Consider the following 19,433-nt stretch of genomic DNA (forward strand, 5'->3'; position numbering starts at 1 on the left):
GCACGTTCAACTTGTTCGACACCGACGACACGCCGGCCACGCCCTTCGCCGTGGTGCCGGCGAGGTCGATCTGGCCCTGGTCGGGCACCGAACCCGTCAGCGTCACCGCGCCGCCCTTGGCGCGCACGGCGATGCTCGACACGTCGAGACCCTTGGCCTTCGCGAGCGCCGCGCGGACCTTGTGGCCCAGCTGGCGGTTCGCCTTCTTGTCGGCCTTCGCGCTCGTCTGCGCCGTTTGAGCGTCCGCTGCCGCGTCGCTTGCCTGCGCGTAGACATTGCATGCGACCATCACTGCCACCACACCACCCAACGCCTTCAGAACTGCCGATTTCATGATTTCTCCTTTTTTTCACTTCGGATTGGACGCGGTCGGCCCGACCGGGTCGCGCTAGACCCGGACGAACCAGACCGCATTGCGGCTTCGTTACGACTTCGTTCAAACGTGCCGACGCACGCACGACAGCGCGCACCGCTCGCAGTCAAACGACATGCGAGAGACGCGCGCCCGACGCGGCATCGGCCGGTTGACCGGCTTACACGGCAGGCGAGAGACGAGAGGCGGGGAACGGACGGCCGCAGGGATAACCGCAGAACGGCCGCCGGACGGCGACGGCACGGCAGTACGACACGCGGGGGGAGCGGACCGGTCCGGTGCCGCGCGGCTTCACAGCGCGCCCGGTTCTGGTGACCAGATCGCGCGTGCGAGCGCGGATGCGCGGCAGCGCCGCCAATTTAATCTAGCGCGGCAAAAATCGCAAAGCTTTTAGCGACGAAAACGCCGCCGGTCGGCTCAAATGTTGTGTCGCCGACGAATAGGCGCTTGCGTGAGCCTGCCGGAGCAAGCGCGAGCTTGCCGAACTTGGGTACGCTCGCTTGCGCACGCACTTCGCACTCACGAATTGTTACGGGTTTGTGGCCTCGACGCGGCCGTTTGCGCATTGCCGCGCCGGCATTCTCATGTACCATCGGCGCGAGCATCGTCGACCGCAAAACTGGCCGCATTTGCCGACCGCATTGACGACGCCAAGCCACGCCAGCCGCCACGACCTCCAATGACAGCACCCAACGGCCCCGACATCGACCCAGGCGTCAAGCCGAACGCCGACGCCAGGCGCAGCGCAAAAGCGACGGGCAAGCGTCCGCGCCTCGTCGCGCGTTTCGTCGCCATCTCGTGGCGCGATCTCGCCGTGACGTTCGTGCCGATCCTGCTCGTGAGCGCCATCGCCATCTGGGCCGCCGTGCGCCTGATCCAGCCCGCGCCGCCCGATACGCTGACGATCAGCGCCGGCCCGCGCGGCAGTACATTCTGGAACGCCGCGCAGCGCTACAAGGACATCCTCGCGCGCAACCGCGTCAAACTCGTCGTGCTCGAATCCGAGGGCTCGGCCGACAATCTGCGGCGGCTGCTCGAGCCGAACGGCAAGGTCGACGTCGCGTTCGTGCAGGACGGCATCGCGCAAGGCAAAACCGACGGTCTCATGTCGCTTGGCAGCGTCGCGTACGTGCCGGTCGCGATCTTCTATCACGGACCCACCGTCGAATGGCTGTCGCAGTTCAAGGGGCAGCGCATCGCGATCGGCGCCGAAGGCAGCGGCACGCGCGAACTCGCGCTCGCGCTGCTCGCGGCGAACGGCATTACGCCGGGCGGTCCGACCAGGCTTCTGCCGCTCTCGGGCGACGATGCGGCAAAGGCGCTCGTCGACGGCAAGGTCGACGCGGCGTTCCTCACCGGCGACTCCGCGCAGCCGCCGGTCATGATCAAGCTGTTCCGTACGCCGAATATCCAGTTCTACGATTTCACGCAGGCGCACGCCTACGCGGGACGTTTTCCGTATCTGACGCGCATCGAGCTGCCGATGGGTTCGCTCGATCTCGGCAAGAACATCCCGTCGCAGACCCTGCAAATGGTCGCGCCGACCGCCGAGCTCGTCGCGCGCACCTCCCTGCATCCCGCCCTGTCGGACCTGCTGGTCGAAGCCGCGCGCGAGGTGCACGGCAAGGCGAGCGTGCTGCAGCGCGCCGGCGACTTCCCGGCGCCGCTTGCGCACGACTTTCCGATCAGCGACGATGCGGCGCGCTACTACAAGTCAGGCAAGAGCTTCCTGTATCGCACGCTGCCGTTCTGGATCGCGAGCCTCGCGGATCGCCTGCTGGTCGTGCTCGTGCCGATCATCGTGGTGCTGATTCCGGGCTTGCGGCTCGTGCCGTCGCTGTATGCATGGCGCGTGCGTTCGCGGATCTACCGCTGGTATGGCGCGCTGATCGCAATCGAGCGCGGCGCGTTGAGCGAAACCTCGCAGGCCGAGCGCGATACGCTGATCGAGCGGCTCGACGCGATCGAGGAAGCGGTCAACGGGCTCAAGATGCCGCTTGCCTATGCGGACCAGTTTTATGTGCTGCGCGAACATATCGGCTTCGTGCGCGAGCGGCTCACGCGTCCGCGCGAGCCGCATGCGGACGCGCAGGGCACGGTGCCGCCGTCCGGCGAGCCGCCGGCCGCCGCGGGCGAGCCCGCCGGAACGCCCGCGCAAGAGGCGCAGCAAAAGGCGGCGCATGAAGTGGAGCAAGCAGCGCGGCAAGAAGCGCGACATGACGCACAGCAAGAAGCGCAGCAAAACGAGGCCGACAACGCCGCCCGCGACACGGAGACATCGAGCGACACGCCGCGCGCCGGGTAAGCGCCTCGCACTTGTCGCCTGAGTTCACTCGCGCATTGCGGCTCGACCGGCTTGCGCCCGGGTTGCGCCCGGATTGCGCCGACGTCACGCCACGCGTCAGGCGAAACCCGCATCCGACGCACATTTAGCGCCTCGCTTGCCCCGCCGGTGCTGCGCAGCGGTCCGGCTTTGCGTAAGATCGAGGGCAACCGGCACGGCACCCATCCTTCAGACGTTCGGACGTTTGGCGGCGCCGCCGTGCCACACTGGAAATCCCGGGAGACATCATGACCGATGGCATCGACGCCACGCAGCCACTGTGGTTTTACGACTTTGTCTCGCCGTTTTCGTACCTGCTGCTCGAGCAGTACGACAAATGGCCGGGCCTCCCATTCGTGATGACGCCGGCCACGCTAAACGAGCTCTACGGCCACTGGCGGGAGCGTCTCGCGTACGACGTCCCGGCCAAGCGCGTCTTTATGTATCGCTACGCGCTGTTTCGCGCGGAACAGCTTGGCATTCCGTTCAAGATGCCTCCGGTGCATCCGTTCGATTCGACCAAGCCGATGCGCCTTGCGGCCGCGATTCACGCGGACGTGCACACGGTGCGCGAGATCTTCCGCTTTATCTGGCGTGAAGGCCGCGACCCGTCGACGCCCGACGGCTTCGCGCTGCTATGCGAGCGGCTCGCGATCGCGGACGGCCCCGAACTCGTCGAACGTGAAGAGGCCAAGGCGCAACTGAAGCGCAATAACGCCGATGCAATCGCGCTCGGCGTATTCGGCGTGCCGACGTTCTGGCTGAACAAGCAGCTGTTCTGGGGCGAAGACGCGTTGCCGATGGTGCTTTACTGTGCGCGCACACCGAACTGGCTCGAGTCGAAAGAGGTCAAGCGGATTTCGGCGCTGCCTTCAGCATTCCCGAAGCCGTAACTTCGAACGCCGCGATTTCCGCAGCACGATGGCCGGCGGACGACGCTGATGCCCGCCATACCTTGCGCGCGATGCCTGATGCGCGCGGAAAGGCTTAAGGTTACGCAAGGACGACCCGACCGACGCGACCACCGTGGACGACAACACCGCTACCCTCGACATCTGGCTCGTGCGCGTGCTGCGCACGCTGCTCGTCGAGCGCAGCGTCACGCAAACCGCGCTGCGCCTGAACCAGACACAGCCGGCCATCAGCACCGCGCTACGCAAGCTGCGCGAAACGCTGAACGATCCGATTCTCGTGCGCGGCAAGTCGGGGATGGTGCCGACCGAATACGGCGAGTCGCTGCTCGCGTCCGCGCAGAAGGTGTTGCGCGACGTCGATTTCGTCGCGACGCCGCATGGCGATTTCGATCCGGCGCGCTCGCGCCGCACCTTCCGCATCGCCGCGCCGGACTACCTGAACGACTTCTTTATGCCGACCGTGATCGCGCAATTCCGCGACGCGGCGCCGCATGCGCGGCTCGAGATCGAGTCGCTCGGTCCGCGGCTCGATCATGCGGCCGCGCTCGACAAAGGCGAACTCGATCTCGTGATCGGCAACTGGCCGAAACCCGACGAGCGCTTCGAGCGCAGCGACCTGTTTTCGGACACCGTCGTCTGCATGATGCGCGCGGACCATCCGCTCACGCGGGCGCCGCTCTCGCGCGATGCGTATCTCGCGGCGCCGCATCTCGCGCCGACGCCGTATAGCGGCGGGCGCAGCGGCGCAATCGATGCGGGCTTCGCCCGCGCGGGCGCGGAGCGCCGCGTCGTCGCGACGCTGCCGTACTTCGGGCTCGTGCCGCATGTGCTGCTGCAATCGGATCTGATCTTCACGACGACGCGCCGCTTTGCAATGCACTACGCGAACCTGCTGCCGCTCGCGGTCGTCGACGTGCCGATTCCGTTTCCACGCATCCGCTGCTATCAGATGTGGCATCCGCAGACCGACCGGCCGAGCGATCTGGCGTGGCTGCGCGGCCTGCTCGCGCAGGTATCGGCGAACCTCGTGGCGCACAAGGCGAGACGCGCGCGTGATAGCGGTGAGGCGGCCCCGATGGCTACATCGGCCGCCCGATCGGACGCGCAGTCAGAAGAAGCAGGCGCGAGCGGCGATCTCGACGTCGACACCGGTGCGCGTCCCGGATTCGATGTCGCCCAACCGCGCATCACCCCATCCCGCTGACGGCGCTGCCGCCGCCCGAGCCGCGACAAGCGCGCATCGCACCTGCAGCAGCTCCGCGCAAACGGCCAGCGCAATCGCATGCGGCGCCTTGTCCGTAATACCGTCGACACCGATCGGGCAAATCATCTCGACCATCCGCGCCGGAGCGACGCCGCGCTCGATCAGGCGTCGTTCGAATTTCACGCGCTTCGTCTTCGAACCGATCATCCCGAAGTACGTGAAGTCGCGCCGTCGCATGATCCGCGACGCGAGCGCGAAATCGAGCGCGTGGTTGTGCGTCATCACGAGAAAGTACGCGCCGGGCGGGGCGTGATCGACGATCGCATCGGGCGTGTCGGTCGCTTCGACCTGCACGTTCGCGGGCACTTCGTCGGGGAACAGTTCGTCGCGCTCGTCGACCCATTGCACGACGCACGGCAGGCTGCCAAGCAACCTGACGAGCGCATGGCCGACATGACCCGCGCCGAACAGCACGATATGCATCGGCAAGCGTGGGGTCATCATCGCTGCCATCCTTGCGCATGCGTGCGCATTGCGCGCACCGCGCCCACGGCCTTGAGGATCGCCTCGCCCGTTGCCGGCGCATTGAGCGGCGGATTCACCCGATAGTCGGCGACGCTGGCCACCGCGTCGCGAATCGCAAAAAACACCGAGAACGGCAGCAACAGCGGCGGCTCGCCGACCGCCTTCGAGCGGTGAATGCTGTCCTCCGCGTTGCGGTTTCTGAACAGGTTCACGCGGAAGTCGGGCGGCATGTCGTTGACGGTCGGAATCTTGTAGGTCGACGGCGCGTGCGTCATCAGCTCGCCGCCCTGGTTCCACCACAGTTCCTCGGTGGTAAGCCAGCCCATGCCCTGAACGAATGCGCCTTCGACCTGGCCGATATCGAGCGCCGGATTCAGCGAGGCGCCCACATCATGCAGCGCATCGGCGCGCAGCACGCGCATCTCGCCGGTCAGCGTGTCGATCGCCACTTCCGAAACGGCCGCGCCGTACGCGTAGTAGAAGAACGGCCGGCCTTGCAGCTTCGCCTGATCCCAATAGAGCTTCGGCGTGGTATAGAATCCGTCGGACCACAGCTGCACGCGCGCAAGATACGCCTTCGCGATCACTTCGTCGAACGGCACCTCCGCCTCGCCCACGATGACGTTATCGTTTGCGAAGCGCACCGCGGCGGCCGTCACCTGCCCTGCGCCATAGCGTTCGGCGGCAAACGCAGCAAGCCGCTCGCGCAACTGGCGCGCGGCATCCTGCGCGGCCTTGCCGTTCAGATCCGTGCCGGTCGATGCGGCCGTCGCCGAGGTATTTGCCACCTTGCTCGTATCGGTCGCCGTCACGCGCACGCGGCTAAAGCGGATGCCGAGCGCGTGCGCGACGACCTGCGCGACCTTCGTGTTGAGCCCCTGCCCCATCTCCGTGCCGCCGTGATTCACGAGCACCGAGCCGTCCGTATAGATATGGACGAGCGCGCCCGCCTGGTTGAAGTGCGTGACGTTGAATGCGATGCCGAATTTCACCGGCGTCAGCGCAATGCCTTTTTTCAGCACGCCGTTGTGCTCGTTGAATTCGCGGATGGCGGCGCGGCGCGCGCGATAGTCGCTTGTCGCTTCGAGTTCGCCGATCAGCTCGTGCAGCACGTTGTCTTCGACAATCTGCCCATACGGCGTCTGGTTGCGCTCGGTCTTGCCGTACAGATTGCGGCGCCGCACGTCGAGCGGGTCGAGCCCGAGCGAGCGCGCGACGTTGTCGATGATGTATTCGATCGCGAACGCACCCTGGGGCCCGCCGAAGCCGCGAAACGCGGTGTTCGACTGCGTATTGGTCTTGCCGCAAAAGCCCGCGATCGCCACATCCGGCAGCCAGTACGCGTTATCGAAGTGGCACACGGCGCGCGTCATCACCGGCCCCGACAGATCGGCGGAGAAACCGCAGCGCGACGTCATGTCGACCGACACGCCTTCGAGCATGCCGTCGTCGTCGTAGCCGACTTCGAACGTGTAATGGAAATCGTGGCGCTTGCCCGTGATCATCATGTCGTCGTCGCGATCGGGGCGCAGCTTGACCGGGCACAGCAGCTTCCAGGCGGCGAGCGCCGCGCAGCATGCGAACAGGCCCGACTGCGATTCCTTGCCGCCGAAGCCGCCGCCCATGCGCCGGCATTCGACGAGTACGCTATGCGACGCCACGTTCAGCACATGCGCGACCAGATGCTGCATTTCGGTCGGATGCTGCGTCGAGCACCAGACGTGCATGCCGTCGTCGTCCTTCGGCACCGCGTACGCAATCTGCCCTTCGAGATAGAACTGCTCCTGGCCGCCGAGCAGCATCTCGCCGGCCTCGCGATGCGCGGCGCGCGCGATCTGCGTGCCGGCGTCGCCGCGCGCGAGCTTCATCGGCGCAATCACGCTCTGGTTCGCCGCGCGCGCCTGCTGCGCGGTCAGCACCGCGGGCAGTTCCTCATAGACGACTTCCGCGCGCCGCGCCGCGAGGCGTGCGGCGTCGTGCGAGGTTGCCACGACGATAAACATCGGCTGGCCCACGTACTGCACGACGCCGTCCGCGAGCACCGGATCGTCGCCTTTGACGATCGGCGCGCAGTCGTTGTGGCCGGGAATATCCGCGGCGGTGAACACCGCGACCACACCGGGCGTCGCGCGCACCTTGTCGAACGAGATCGATACGATCTTCGCGTGGGCCTTCTGCGACAGGCCGAGCGCCGCGTGCAGCGTGCCGGCGACGAGCGGAATATCGTCGGTGTAGGTCGCGCGGCCGGCCACATGCAGATGCGCGGACTCGTGCGGACGCGACACGTGCACCTGCGCGAACGCGTCGCGTTCGGCGAGTTGCCCGGCGTCTTTCAGGAACGGTTCGGCTTGCTGGTTCATGCGGATGATTCTCCGTGTCTCGTGTCTTGCGGCGTGTGTCTGGCTGGAGTCTGGCTGGGGTCTGGCTCGTGCCTGTCCCGCGGCGTGTAGCGCGCCGGCTCACGCGGCCACCGCTTTCGCGGCTTGCACCGCACGCACGTCGAGCGCCGACTTCGGCAGCGGAGCGTGCGGACGCGTCTCGAGCCAGAACCGGTAAAGCGTATTTTTCGCGGTTTCGAGGCGGTATTCGTCGGTGGCGCGCATATCGGAAAGCGGCGCATAGTCCTTCGCTAGCGCGAGCATCGCGGCCTGCGCGGTCGCTTCGTGCCATTGCGCGTCCCGCAGCACGCTTTCCGCCTGCGTGGCCCGCTTCGGCGTCGCGGCCATTCCGCCGAACGCGATGCGCGGCTCGCGGATCGCGTCGCCGTCCGCGATATACGCGAAGGCCGCGCATACGGCCGAGATATCGGAATCGAAGCGCTTCGAGATCTTGTACGTGCGAAACCGCAGGTTCGCGCGCGCGCCGGTGCGTGTCGGCACCTTCACCGCAACGACGAACTCGTGCTCGGCCATGTCCTTCTTCTGGTACGCGAGATAGAGGTCTTCGAGCGGCATCTCGCGTTCGACGCCGCCGCCGCGCAGCACGACACGCGCGGCAAGCGCAATGAGCCCCGGCATCGAATCGCCGATCGGCGAGCCGTTCGCGACATTGCCGCCAAGCGTGCCCGCATTGCGGATCGGCAGCGAGGCGAAGCGCTGCCACATTTCGGTGAGCTCCGGATAGTGCTTCGCGAGCGCCGCGTAGGCGGCTTCGACGGTCACGCCCGCGCCGATGTGGAGCCAATCGTCGGTGATTTCGATTGTCTGCAGCTCGGCAATCTGACCCACGTAGACGATGTCGCCGAGCGCGCGCATCTGCTTGGTGACCCACAGGCCAATGTCGGTGCTGCCCGCGAGGATGCGTGCGGCCGGCTGCGCCTGCTTGAGCTGCGCGAGCGCGTCGACGGTGCGCGGCGCGGCGAAGCGCTGGCCCGCGTGTTCGTATTCGAAGGTTGTGTCGCGCTCGAGCGACAGCAGCGTGTGCGACAGCGCCGCCGTATCGACGGGCGCGGCCGGCGCCGGCAATTCGAACATGCGCATCGCCGCATCGACGATCGGACGGTAGCCGGTGCAGCGGCACAGATTGCCGGTCAGCGCGTTGCTCACTTCCTCGCGGGTCGGCACGGTGCAGTTCGTGCCGCAAGCGTGGGCCTGGGCGCGCGCGGGCGCGGCGTCATGCGGCGCGCGGCCAGGCTTGTGGCCATATTCATGGCCATGCTGCTCGTACATCGCCCACATCGACATCACGAAGCCAGGCGTGCAGAACCCGCATTGCGAGCCGTGGCATTCGACGAGCGCTTCCTGCACCGGATGCAGCGAACCGTCCGGCTGGCGCAGGTCTTCGACGGTAAACAGCGCCTTGCCGTCGAGCGTCGGCAGAAACTGGATGCACGCGTTGACCGCCTTGAAGCGGACGCCGCCCCGTTCGTCGCGCTCGCCGACGACAACCGTGCACGCGCCGCAGTCGCCTTCCGCGCAGCCTTCCTTCGTGCCCGTGCAACGCGCGTCCTCGCGCAGATACTGCAGAACGGTGCGCGTGACCGGCGCGTCGCTGATTTCGCGGATCGCGTTGCGGTGATAGAAGCGGATCGGCTGGCTCATGTCTCGTGTCTCTCGTATCTGTTCCGGCTTGCGGCGGATTTTCGCGTCCGCGCGGGGGCGCGGGCGATGCGGCGGGCATGGTTCGAAAGCTATCACCGCCCGTTCGCGCAACCCATAGCGCGAAAACCATGCAGCTCATATCGCCAGAAAGATATTGAGATAGCTAAACGGCTGCCGGCGCTTATGACGGCGCGTCTGTTACGACGCGCTTCGGATTTGAATACGCCGTTTCGGCCAACGCGCGGCCGATCGCGGTCAATCGGGGCCCAAAAAGTGGCCAACGCAGAGCCCGCGCGAGGCCGAAGAGGCCGGGCGCCGGGGAGACTGGCCGCCCTGATCCGGCACCCTGATGCTGAATATTTTTTAAGCACTCGCTTTCAAACGTCTCGGTTCCATGGGAAAATCACGGACTTCCGCCGTTTTCAAGTCTCGTTTTCCCCATGTCCGCCGACTCCGCTTCACCGCGCAGTGAATTTGCGACCACGTTGCAGATCATCCCGGTCGTTTTCTTCACGTTCGTTTGCTACCTGAATATCGGCATTCCGCTTGCCGTATTACCGGGCTATGTGCACGGCGAACTCGGTTTCAGCGCGGTGATCGCCGGCCTGGCCATCAGCGTCCAGTACCTCGCCACACTCGCATCGCGCGCGCTCGCGGGCCGCTCGGCCGATACGCTCGGGCCGAAAAAAACCGTGTCGAACGGACTGATCGCGAGCGGCGTGAGCGGCGTCGGCCTGCTGCTCGCCGCGCTGACCACCCACTGGCCGGCATTGAGCCTCACCTTGCTCGTGTTGAGCCGCCTCGTGCTCGGCGTCGGCGAGAGCCTGTGCGGCACGGGCGCCATCCTGTGGGGCATCGGCCGCGTCGGCACCGCGAACAATGCGCGCGTGATCTCGTGGAACGGCATCGCGACCTATGGCGCGCTGGCGATCGGCGCGCCGTTCGGCGTCGTGATCGCGCGCCACATCGGCTTCGCCTCGCTCGGCATCGCGGTCATCGCGCTAGCCGCGGGGGGCTATGCGCTCGCGCGGCTCGTGCCGTCGGTGCCGCTCGTGCACGGCGAACGGATGTCGTATCGCAGCGTGTTCGCGCGCGTGCTGCCGCACGGCCTCGGGCTCGCGCTCGGCTCGGTCGGTTTCGGCTCGATCGCGACGTTCATCACGCTCTTTTATGCCGCGCGGCATTGGCCGAATGCGGCGCTCTCGCTGACGCTGTTCGGCACGATGTTTATCGGCGCGCGCCTGCTGTTCGCGAACACGATCAAAACGTATGGCGGGTTCCGCGTCGCGATCGCGTCGTTTTCGCTCGAATGCGCGGGGCTGCTGATGTTGTGGCTCGCACCGGTGCCACATGTCGCGCTGGCCGGCGCCGCGCTGACGGGTTTCGGCTTCGCACTCGTGTTCCCGGCGCTCGGCGTCGAGGCGGTCGGGCTGGTGCCGCCGGCAAGCCGCGGCGCGGCCTTGTCCGCGTACTCGGTGTTTCTCGACCTGTCATTGGGCGTGACCGGGCCGCTTGCCGGCTATATCGCGGGGGAGTTCGGTTACGGGTCCGTGTATCTGTTCGCGGCCGTTGCGGCCGCAGCGGCGATTGCGCTGACCATGGTGCTTTATCAGCGCTATGTGCGCGGTGTGACCGGGCCTTCGGCAGCGGTTTGAGCAGGCCCGGCGAACTCGCGTGGCGCGCCGCCAAGCGGCGGAACGGCGCGCCAACCCTGCTCAATGCGTAAGCAACTGCGCCTTGACGCCCGCCTTCGTCCCATTCGATAACGACTTCTCGAGCGCCGCGACACCGGCCGGCAAATCGACGCCCACGCCGAGATCGACCATCGTCTGTCCGAACGCGTGCACGGTGCGAAACAGGTTATGCGCGCGGCACTGCTCGCCCATCTGCCCGATCCGCACGATCGGCAAACCGAACGACCCCGAAATCTCGACCTGGTGATGACGCGAGATATGCCCGCAGATATCGCCGGGGCTCAACGTGCCCGGCACTTCGATGCCGATCACCGAATTGAGCCGGCATTCTTGCGGCGTATAGAGCTGCAGGCCCATCGCGGTAATCGCCTCCTGCAGCGCAACCGAGCATTTCTGATGGCGCGCGAAGCGCTTCTCCAGCGTCTCGGCGCAGACGAGCCGCAACGCCTCGTGCAGCGCGAGCACGCCCGACACCGGCGCCGTGTAGTGATAGCCCGCGTTGTGCCAGAAGTTTTCGGCCAGCGACGCATCGAGACACCAGTGCGGACCCGGATCCTTGCGTGCCTTCACGCGCTCCCATGCGGCATCGGAAAACGCAACGAGCGACACGCCCGGAATCGACGACAACCCCTTCTGCCCGCCGGTAATCACCGCATCGATGCCCCAGGCATCCATATCGAGCGGCATCGTGCTGAGCGTGCACACCGCATCGACGACGACCAGCGCGCCGGCCGCTTTCGCAAGCGCGGCGATAGCTTGCAGATGATGATTCCACACCGTGTTCGACGTCTCGCCCTGCACGATCGTGACGACTTCAGGACGCTCGCGGCCGATCGCCGCGGCGACCTCTTCGAGGCTCGCGACCGTGCGGTCCGGCACCTCCAGCAGCGACACATTCGCGCCGACGCGGCGGCCCATCTCGGCCATCCGCTCGCTGAAAAAGCCGTTCTTGATGCTGAGCATGCGTGTGCCGGGCCAGGCCAGGTTCGAGATCGCCATTTCCATCGCGGCCGAGCCCGGGCCCGCGACGCCGAGCACCCACTTCGAATTGGTCTGGAACACGTAGCGCGCCATCGTCTTCACCTGTCCGACCACCTTCGCCATCGTACCGCCCAGGTGATTGATCACGATCGCATTCGCCTTGGCTACCGCGGCGGGAATCGGCACGGGGCCGGCGCCCATCATCAGCAACGGTTCTTCGGGGAGGATGGCGTCGAGTGATTCGACCTCGGGACACGGAACGGTGGATGTTGTAGTTGACATGATCGGTAAGCAGACGAGCAGGTGGAACAGACAGAGCGCGGATCACGCGCGAGGCACACGCCTCAGGAAGCGCCGGTAAAAAATGGACCCGCCGACAGACCGCCGGCGGGCCGCTTTTTACCGCATCGTCCGATCATTCACCGATCCGCGCGAATGTGCAAGTTTTTTGACAGCGCGCCTGATTCGCACCTGCACGGTTCCGGCGCAATTTCAGCGCGCGTTATGTGCAGTTATCACCGTGCGCAACCCGGTCATCTCAACAGCCTCACTTCACCTTGTTCTTGTCGAGGCTTTTGCCCGTCGCCGCATTGAAGCGCTCGACATATTCCTCGATCAGCTTGCGCACCGCGCGGCCAATCGCCCGGTAGTCCGACTCGTTCAGGTTCGCAAGCGACACGCGTCCCGACGGGTGCGCCGTGCCGAACCCGCGCCCCGGCAGCAGCACGACACGCGCTTCGCGTGCGAGACGGAACAGCAGTTCGGATGGCTGCGCGTTCTTCTTGATCCAGTCGACGAATTCGCGGCCATGGGCGCGCTCGCCGAGAAATTCCATATCGAGGATTGTGTAGTAGTCGACCTGATTCGGATCGTCGTCTTCGAACGAAATGCCGATTTCCTCGTACAGCGCGCGCTTGCGGTTGCGAATCAGCCGCTTCAGTGCGCACTTGTATGCATCGGGCGTGTCCATCAGCGAGAACAGCGAGAAGAGCACCATTTGCACCTGCTGCGGCGTCGACAGGCCAGCGGTGTGATTGAGCGCGACCGTGCGGCTGTCCGCGACGAGCCGGTCGATGAACTTGAGCTTGTCGGGTTCGGTGGTGATCGACTCGTAGCGCGCGTGCAGTTCCTTTTTCGCGTCCTTCGGCAGCTCGGCGATCAGGCGATCGAGCACGTTGTCGCGATGTGTCGCGATCGTGCCGAGGCGCCAGCCGGTCGCGCCGAAATACTTCGAATACGAGTAGACGAGAATCGTGTTCTTCGGCGCGAGCGCGAACAGCGAGACAAAGTTGTCGGCGAACGTGCCGTACACGTCGTCGGTGAGCAGGATCAGATCGGGCCGCTCCTTCACGATATCGGCAATCTGCTGCAGGCTTTTATCGCTGATCTTCACCGACGGCGGGTTGCTCGGGTTCACGAGGAAGAACGCCTTCACTTTCGGGTCGCGCAGCTTGTCGAGTTCGGCCTTCGAGTACTGCCAGTTGTTCTCGACATCCGCGTTCAGGTTGATCACGTTGAGCTGGTAGTCGTTGAGCCGCGGAATCTCGATGTACGGCGTGAAGATCGGCACTCCGAGCGCGATCGTGTCGCCGGCCTCGATCAGCCGGTTTTCGCGCATCGTGTTGAAGATATACGTCATCGCCGCGGTGCCGCCTTCGACCGCGAAAATATCGAACTCGCCGACGAACGGGTGCTTGCCGATCATCTCGCGCCGCAAGTACTGGCCGACGATAATCTCCGACAGCTTCAGCATCCGGTCCGGCACCGGATAGTTCGACGCGAGAATGCCCTCGCACATCTCGTAGAGGAAGTCGCCGGCCGACAGCCCGAGCTGATCGCGCACATACGACACCGCGCCGCGCAGAAAGTCGATGCCGGGCACGCCCCTGTTTTCGCGCAGGAACAATTCGAAGCGTTCGGTCAGCCCGTCGCGCTTCGGAAAGCCGCCGACGCCCTCCGGCATATGCGCGAACGAGCGCTCCGCTTCACGCATCGCAAAAAGGCCCAGTTGCCAGAAGCCATGGCGCGGAATGGTCGCGAGAAAGTTAGGATTGCCACGGCCTGCATTGAGCATCGCGGTGTTCGCCGGTCGCTCGACCGCGCCGCCGCCGGCCGCCTTGATCAGCTCGTCTTTCAGTTCGAACGGGCTTAATGCCGCGAGCTTCGCCTGTTCGCCGCCGTTGTCTGACTTTGCTTTTGCCATGGTGGTGTCTCCAGTGAATATCGGAAGGTTGGGCCGGCCGCTCAGACAAGACCGATGACGAGCGGCCCGAGCAGCGTCAGCAGCACATTCGCGATCGCATACGTAATCGCGAACGGCACGGTCGGCACCGCGCTTTCCGCCTTGTCGAGCACGCCGCCGAAGGCCGGGTTCGCACTGCGCGAACCGGTCAGCGCACCGGCCAGAATCGCCGCGTTGTCATAGCGAAGCACGTAACGGCCGAACAGCATCGTCAGCAGCAGCGGCACGAGCGTCACGAGCACGCCGGCCATAAAAATCGTCATGCCGCTCTGCCTGACCGTGACGACCGCCTGCAGCCCCGAGTTCAGGCCGACCACCGCGACGAACGCGGCCAGCCCGAAGTCCTTCAGCAATTGCGAGGCGGCCGGCGGCATGACGCCGTACATCGGATGCTTGCCGCGCATCCAGCCGAACAGCAGGCCCGCGAGCAGGCAGCCGCCGCCCGAGCCGAGCGTGAGCGGCACGCCGGCGACGTTCACGACCACGAGCCCGATCAGCAGACCGAGCACGATCCCGACGCCCATATAGATGAAATCGGTCTTGATCGAATACGGCAGCTCGTAGCCGGCCGCCATGACCGCCCGCTTCGTATCTTTTGCCGTACCGTAGAACGTCAGCACGTCGCCGTGTTCGAGTTGGGTCTGCGGCAACACCGGCACCGGCCGGCCGATTCGCGAGATGCCTTCGAGAAATACGCCGTGCCGCATCTCGCGATCGACGCGCTCGCGCACGTGCGCGACCGTCGTATGATTCAACCCCTTGCGCGCGAACACCGCGTCGCGCGTTTGCATGACCAGCACGACGTCGCTCGTATCCGCGACTTCGGGGCCGATCAGCGGCGCGATGCCGACCATTCCTTCGCGGCGCCCGATCACGAGCACGACGTCGCCGGTCGCGAGCACGAGGTCCTCCGCCGCATCGAGCGCCTCGCCGCCGCGACGAATGCGCTCGATCGTCACCCTGTCCTGCTGGCTCACCTCGAGCTCGGAGACCTTGCGCCCCGCCGCCTGCGCGACGCGAAACGCACGCCCGACGAGTTCAGGCAGCGCGGACAATTGCCCCGGTCCGCGCGCCGGCGCGCCGCCCGCGAGTTCAGCTTCCGCATCGAGCGACGCTTCGCGCAAACCGCGTCCCATGAATTTCGGCAGCAGATTCACGCAGACGAGAATCGCACCGAGGGATCCGAACACATAAGTCACCGCATAGGCGATCGCGACGTCCGATTGCAGCGTTTTCGTTTCGTCGGCGGACAGGCCGAGGCGCGCGATCGCATCGCCAGCGGTGCCGATGATGGCCGACTGCGTCAGCGCCCCGCCGGCGAGCCCGGCGGCCAGGCCCTTGTTCAGATGGAACAGCTTCGCGCAGATCAGCACCGTGACGAGCGCGCTGACCGCGAGAAACACGGCCATCGCGATTTCGCGCAGCGTCTTGCGGTTCAGCGAGTTGAAAAAGCCCGGCCCCGAGTCGTAGCCGACCGCATAGATAAACACCGCGAACATCACGGCCTTGACGCCGTTGTCGATCGACACGCCCGCCTGGCTGATCACAACCGCGGCAAGCAGCGACCCGCCGACACCGCCGAGCTGGAATTTGCCGAAGTTGATCTGGCCGATCAAATAGCCCACGGTCAGCGCGAGAAACAGCGCGATTTCAGGGGATTTCTCGAAGAGGTGATGCAGCCAGTCCATGGAGATATCTCTGTCTGTGCGGTACGCGGTTTTTGTCCAGATCCGCCCGGCTTCGATCGGTCACGATCCGAACTTGCTGGCCAGTCCGACGACAACCGGCCCCATCAACGGCAAAAAGATATTCGAGAGCGCGTACGTGATCGTGTAGCCGATGACCGGCGTCGAGTTGCCGGTCACGCCGACAAGCGCGCTGATCGCCGGCGTGCTGCATTGCTGGCCGGCGATCGCGCCGAGCAGCATCGGCGTATCGAGCTTGAGCAGCGTGCGGCCGATCCATAGCGACAGCAGCCCCGGCACGAGCACCATCAGGATGCCGACGATCGGCAGCGCGAGACCGTATTCGCGCACGAGCTTGATTGCGTCGGGGCCGGCCGACAGGCCCACTGCGGCAATGAAGGTCGCGAGGCCGAAGTCCTTGAGAATCTGCGCGGCCGCGGACGGCAGCGAGCCGACGAGCGGATGACGCGAGCGGATCCAGCCGAACAGCAGCCCCGACAACAGGCACCCGCCACCGGTGCCGAGCGCGAGCGACACGCCGCCGATCGTGCCCGACAGCCGGCCGAGCGCCATGCCGATCAGCACGCCGAGACCGAGATAAACGAAGTCGGTTTTCTGCGTCGGCACGAGTTCGTAACCGAGGTGCTTCACGCCGCGCACGACGTCGTCTTTTGCGCCGACGATGGTGAGCACATCGCCGCGGTTGAGCACCGTGCCGGACAGCGCGGGAATGCGCGCGTCGAGCCGCGTGACAGCGGCGATGTATACGCCGCGCCCTTCGGTGCGCGACGCCTGCTCGCGCACCTGCGCGATCGTGAGGCCGTGCAGGTCGCGGCGCGTCAGCACGACGTCCACGCGCTCGCCCATCACGACGCTGAAGCCGGCGCCCGTCACCTCCTCGCCGATATGCGGCGCTGCCGCGACGAGCGCAGCGCGCCGGCCGACGACAAGCGCGACGTCGCCTTCCTCGAGCTTCGCCTGCGGTTCGGCCGCCATCAGCACACCGCCGCGCTCGATCTGCTCGAACGTCAGGTTGTTGCCGTACTGCTGCTCGAATGCGCCGATCGTCGCGCCCGCCGCGGGCCCGACGCGAAACGCGCGGCCGACGAGCGCGGGCGCCGCGAGCCGTTGCCCTTCGTCGAGCGCATCGCCGCCGCCCAGTTCGCGCCACACGCGCTCGGCCTCCGCGCGCAGATTGACGCGCAGCAGAAGCGGCGCGATCTGGCTGCAGAACAGCACGATCGTGATAAGGCCGAACAGATAGCTGACGCTATAAGCCGTGACGATATTCGCCTGCAGCCGCGTGGTTTCCGCATCCGCCAAGCCGAGCCGCGCGATCGCCTCCGACGCGGTGCCGATCACCGCCGACTCGGTGGCCGCGCCCGCCAGCAGACCTGCCGCGGTGCCCGGATCGAGATTCATCAGCGACACCGCGGTCATCACGAGCGCCAGCACCGACACGACTTCGATAACCGATAGCAAGCCATAGCGCCAGCCGCGCCCGATATTCGCGAAGAATTGCGGACCGCCGGTGAAGCCGAGCGCGAAGATAAACAGCGCAAACGCGATGTTCTTCAGATCAGGCGAGATGCGCGCGCCGGTCTGGCCCAGCACGAGCGCGACGATCAGCGTGCCGCACACGCCGCCCAGCTGGATTGGCCCGAGGCGAAACGAGCCGATGAAGTAACCGAGCGCAAGGCTGACGAACAATGCGATTTCCGGTTGAGACCTGAGCAGTTCGGCGATCATTTTCCATTTCCAGCACTGAAAGACGCCTGTCGTCGACGCATGGCGCGCTGCATCAAGGCCGCGGCACGCGACGCCTACAGACGCGTGTCGCCGCCTGCAGTATCCGAACGTCAAATTTTGTTTGTATTCCGAATCGACCTGCGCGGTACGCACGAGGGCGCGGCATCCGGAAACGGCGTTCAGCCGCTATGCGCTATCGGCTTCTGTGACAGACATCGCTTCCTCGTCAGGTTGTGGAACAACGCTTGGGAACCGCGAATCAGGCGAGCGGCCTTGTTCTGTCCATCCAAACTATGCGGAATCGATTTGCATCAAAGCGCGAGCAGATCGCGTTCGCGATGCGGACTTTTTACATGCATGGAATCGTCGTGCCGCTTTAATAGATATGAAAATCGGGCAGGGCTGTCAATGTTATTTTCAGGCGGAAGCGGGATTACGCTTATATCGTTGCTTCATACCGCATCGTTGCCGCACTTCCAATGCGCGCCGCGGCGGCCCCGCATGGTGCGATACTGGACGCTATGCACGCCGTTCCGCACGTCTGATGCCGGGCCGATGCCGGCCCCCGTCCGCGCGAACCGGCGCGCTCACTTCGGGAGCCGCGATGCGCATGATCCTGTTCAGCAGCCGTCCGTACGACCGCGATACGTTCAGCGAGGTCAACGCGTCATTTCACTACGAACTGCACTTCCAGGAGTCGTACCTCGATAGCGAGACCGCAATCCTCGCGCATGGCTACGACATCGTCTGCCCATTCGTCAACGACACCGTCGACGAGGCCGTGCTCGAGCAGTTGCATGCGGGCGGCACGCGGCTGATTGCGCTGCGCTCGGCAGGTTTCAACCACGTCGACCTCGCAGCCGCCGAACGCCTCGGGCTGCCGGTGCTGCATGTGCCGGCTTACTCGCCGCATGCGGTCGCGGAGCACGCGGTCGGCCTGATTCTCGCGCTGAACCGGCGTCTGCCGCGCGCGGTTGCGCGCACGCGCGAAGGCGACTTTTCGCTCACCGGCCTGCTCGGTTTCGATTTGCATGGCAAGACGGTCGGCATCGTCGGCACCGGCGTGATCGGCCGCACTTTCGGTCGCATCATGGCGGGCTTCGGCATGCTGGTGATGGCGTACGACCCGGGGCCGCCGGCCGCGGAACTGCTCGCGCTCGGCGCGCAATACGTGCCGCTCGATACGCTGCTCGCCGGCGCGGATATCGTGAGCCTGCACTGCCCGCTCGTGCCGGCCACCTACCATATGATCGACGCGGCCGCGCTCGCCAAGATGAAGCGCGGCGCGATGCTGATCAACACGGGGCGCGGCGGGCTCGTCGAAAGCAATGCGCTCATCGGCGCGTTGAAGAGCGGGCAGCTCGGCCATCTCGGGCTCGACGTCTACGAAGAGGAAGGCGGTCTCTTTTTCGAGGATCATTCGGATACGCCGCTGCAGGACGACGTGCTCGCACGCCTTCTTATGTTCCCGAATGTGATCGTCACCGCGCACCAGGCGTTCTTTACGCGCGAGGCGATGAACGAGATCGCGCAGACGACGCTTGGGAATGTGAAAGCGTGGCGCGACGGCATGCCGGTCAATGTCGTGCGGCACGCGCCGGCGCTTGGGTGATGGTGTGCGGCGGGTGTGTGGTTGTGGGCGGGTGTGTGGCGGGTCGTGGTTGTGGGCGGTGTGCGGCGGCGGGGTTTCGCATAGAGCTGGC

The 19,433-nt window shown here is 65.6% G+C and carries 13 protein-coding genes; 5 read left to right on the top strand and 8 right to left on the bottom strand.

Annotation, left to right across the window (positions count from 1 at the left end; all coding sequences use genetic code 11):
• The coding region (locus ACYPXD_RS25300) for a BON domain-containing protein (RefSeq protein WP_459717521.1) at window positions 1–334 on the bottom strand (334 nt) is incomplete at its 3' end.
• Between the two features lie 718 nt (window positions 335–1,052).
• On the opposite strand from ACYPXD_RS25300, the gene ACYPXD_RS25305 reads away from it, so the two are divergent.
• From ACYPXD_RS25305 to ACYPXD_RS25315, 3 genes are all read left to right on the top strand, one after another.
• Window positions 1,053–2,678 (top strand): TAXI family TRAP transporter solute-binding subunit, encoded by a 1,626-nt coding sequence (locus tag ACYPXD_RS25305; RefSeq protein WP_459717524.1) that lies wholly within the window; start codon window positions 1,053–1,055, stop codon window positions 2,676–2,678.
• 266 nt (window positions 2,679–2,944) lie between these two features.
• Entirely contained in the window at window positions 2,945–3,589 is a 645-nt protein-coding gene (locus ACYPXD_RS25310) for a DsbA family protein (protein WP_459717527.1), read from the top strand.
• A 133-nt stretch (window positions 3,590–3,722) separates the two neighbouring features.
• A complete protein-coding gene (locus tag ACYPXD_RS25315) occupies window positions 3,723–4,814 on the top strand; it encodes a LysR substrate-binding domain-containing protein (RefSeq protein ID WP_459717530.1) in 1,092 nt (363 codons plus the stop codon).
• Here ACYPXD_RS25315 and xdhC read toward each other — a convergent pair.
• The 3 genes from xdhC to xdhA form a co-directional block, all read right to left on the bottom strand.
• Window positions 4,719–5,327 carry a xanthine dehydrogenase accessory protein XdhC gene (gene xdhC / locus ACYPXD_RS25320; RefSeq protein WP_459717533.1) on the bottom strand — a complete coding sequence of 203 codons (609 nt, stop codon included), beginning with the start codon at window positions 5,325–5,327 and terminating at the stop codon, window positions 4,719–4,721. The two genes, ACYPXD_RS25315 and xdhC, sit on opposite strands and share 96 nt — an antisense overlap.
• On the bottom strand, window positions 5,315–7,699 hold the full coding sequence (xdhB, locus tag ACYPXD_RS25325; protein WP_459717536.1) for a xanthine dehydrogenase molybdopterin binding subunit: 2,385 nt from the start codon (window positions 7,697–7,699) through the stop codon (window positions 5,315–5,317). The genes xdhC and xdhB overlap by 13 nt, the downstream gene beginning before the upstream one ends.
• 99 nt (window positions 7,700–7,798) lie before the next feature.
• Window positions 7,799–9,379, bottom strand: a complete 1,581-nt coding sequence (gene xdhA / locus ACYPXD_RS25330) for a xanthine dehydrogenase small subunit (protein ID WP_459717539.1) — start codon at window positions 9,377–9,379, stop codon at window positions 7,799–7,801.
• A 440-nt stretch (window positions 9,380–9,819) separates the two neighbouring features.
• Here xdhA and ACYPXD_RS25335 point away from each other — a divergent pair, with 440 nt between their 5' ends.
• Window positions 9,820–11,034 carry an MFS transporter gene (locus ACYPXD_RS25335; RefSeq protein ID WP_459717541.1) on the top strand — a complete coding sequence of 405 codons (1,215 nt, stop codon included), beginning with the start codon at window positions 9,820–9,822 and terminating at the stop codon, window positions 11,032–11,034.
• Between the two features lie 60 nt (window positions 11,035–11,094).
• On the opposite strand, the gene ACYPXD_RS25340 is transcribed toward ACYPXD_RS25335, so the two are convergent.
• The 4 genes from ACYPXD_RS25340 to aspT (ACYPXD_RS25355) all read right to left on the bottom strand — a co-directional run bounded on the left by ACYPXD_RS25340 (window position 11,095) and on the right by aspT (ACYPXD_RS25355) (window position 17,730).
• On the bottom strand, window positions 11,095–12,336 hold the full coding sequence (locus ACYPXD_RS25340) for a pyridoxal-phosphate-dependent aminotransferase family protein (RefSeq protein WP_459717546.1): 1,242 nt from the start codon (window positions 12,334–12,336) through the stop codon (window positions 11,095–11,097).
• A 265-nt stretch (window positions 12,337–12,601) separates the two neighbouring features.
• A complete protein-coding gene (locus tag ACYPXD_RS25345; RefSeq protein WP_459717549.1) occupies window positions 12,602–14,257 on the bottom strand; it encodes a bifunctional aspartate transaminase/aspartate 4-decarboxylase in 1,656 nt (551 codons plus the stop codon).
• A gap of 41 nt (window positions 14,258–14,298) precedes the next feature.
• The gene (aspT, locus tag ACYPXD_RS25350) at window positions 14,299–15,984 is read right to left on the bottom strand and encodes an aspartate-alanine antiporter (RefSeq protein WP_459717552.1); all 1,686 of its coding nucleotides are present in this window, start codon (window positions 15,982–15,984) and stop codon (window positions 14,299–14,301) included.
• A 60-nt stretch (window positions 15,985–16,044) separates the two neighbouring features.
• Complete coding sequence (gene aspT / locus ACYPXD_RS25355) at window positions 16,045–17,730, bottom strand: aspartate-alanine antiporter (RefSeq protein WP_459717554.1); 1,686 nt, start codon at window positions 17,728–17,730, stop codon at window positions 16,045–16,047.
• Window positions 17,731–18,334: 604 nt separating this feature from the next.
• Here aspT (ACYPXD_RS25355) and ACYPXD_RS25360 point away from each other — a divergent pair.
• On the top strand, window positions 18,335–19,342 hold the full coding sequence (locus tag ACYPXD_RS25360; RefSeq protein WP_459717557.1) for a 2-hydroxyacid dehydrogenase: 1,008 nt from the start codon (window positions 18,335–18,337) through the stop codon (window positions 19,340–19,342).
• Window positions 19,343–19,433: the final 91 nt, after the last annotated feature.

The sequence above is a fragment of the Paraburkholderia sp. 2C genome, from assembly GCF_054589215.1.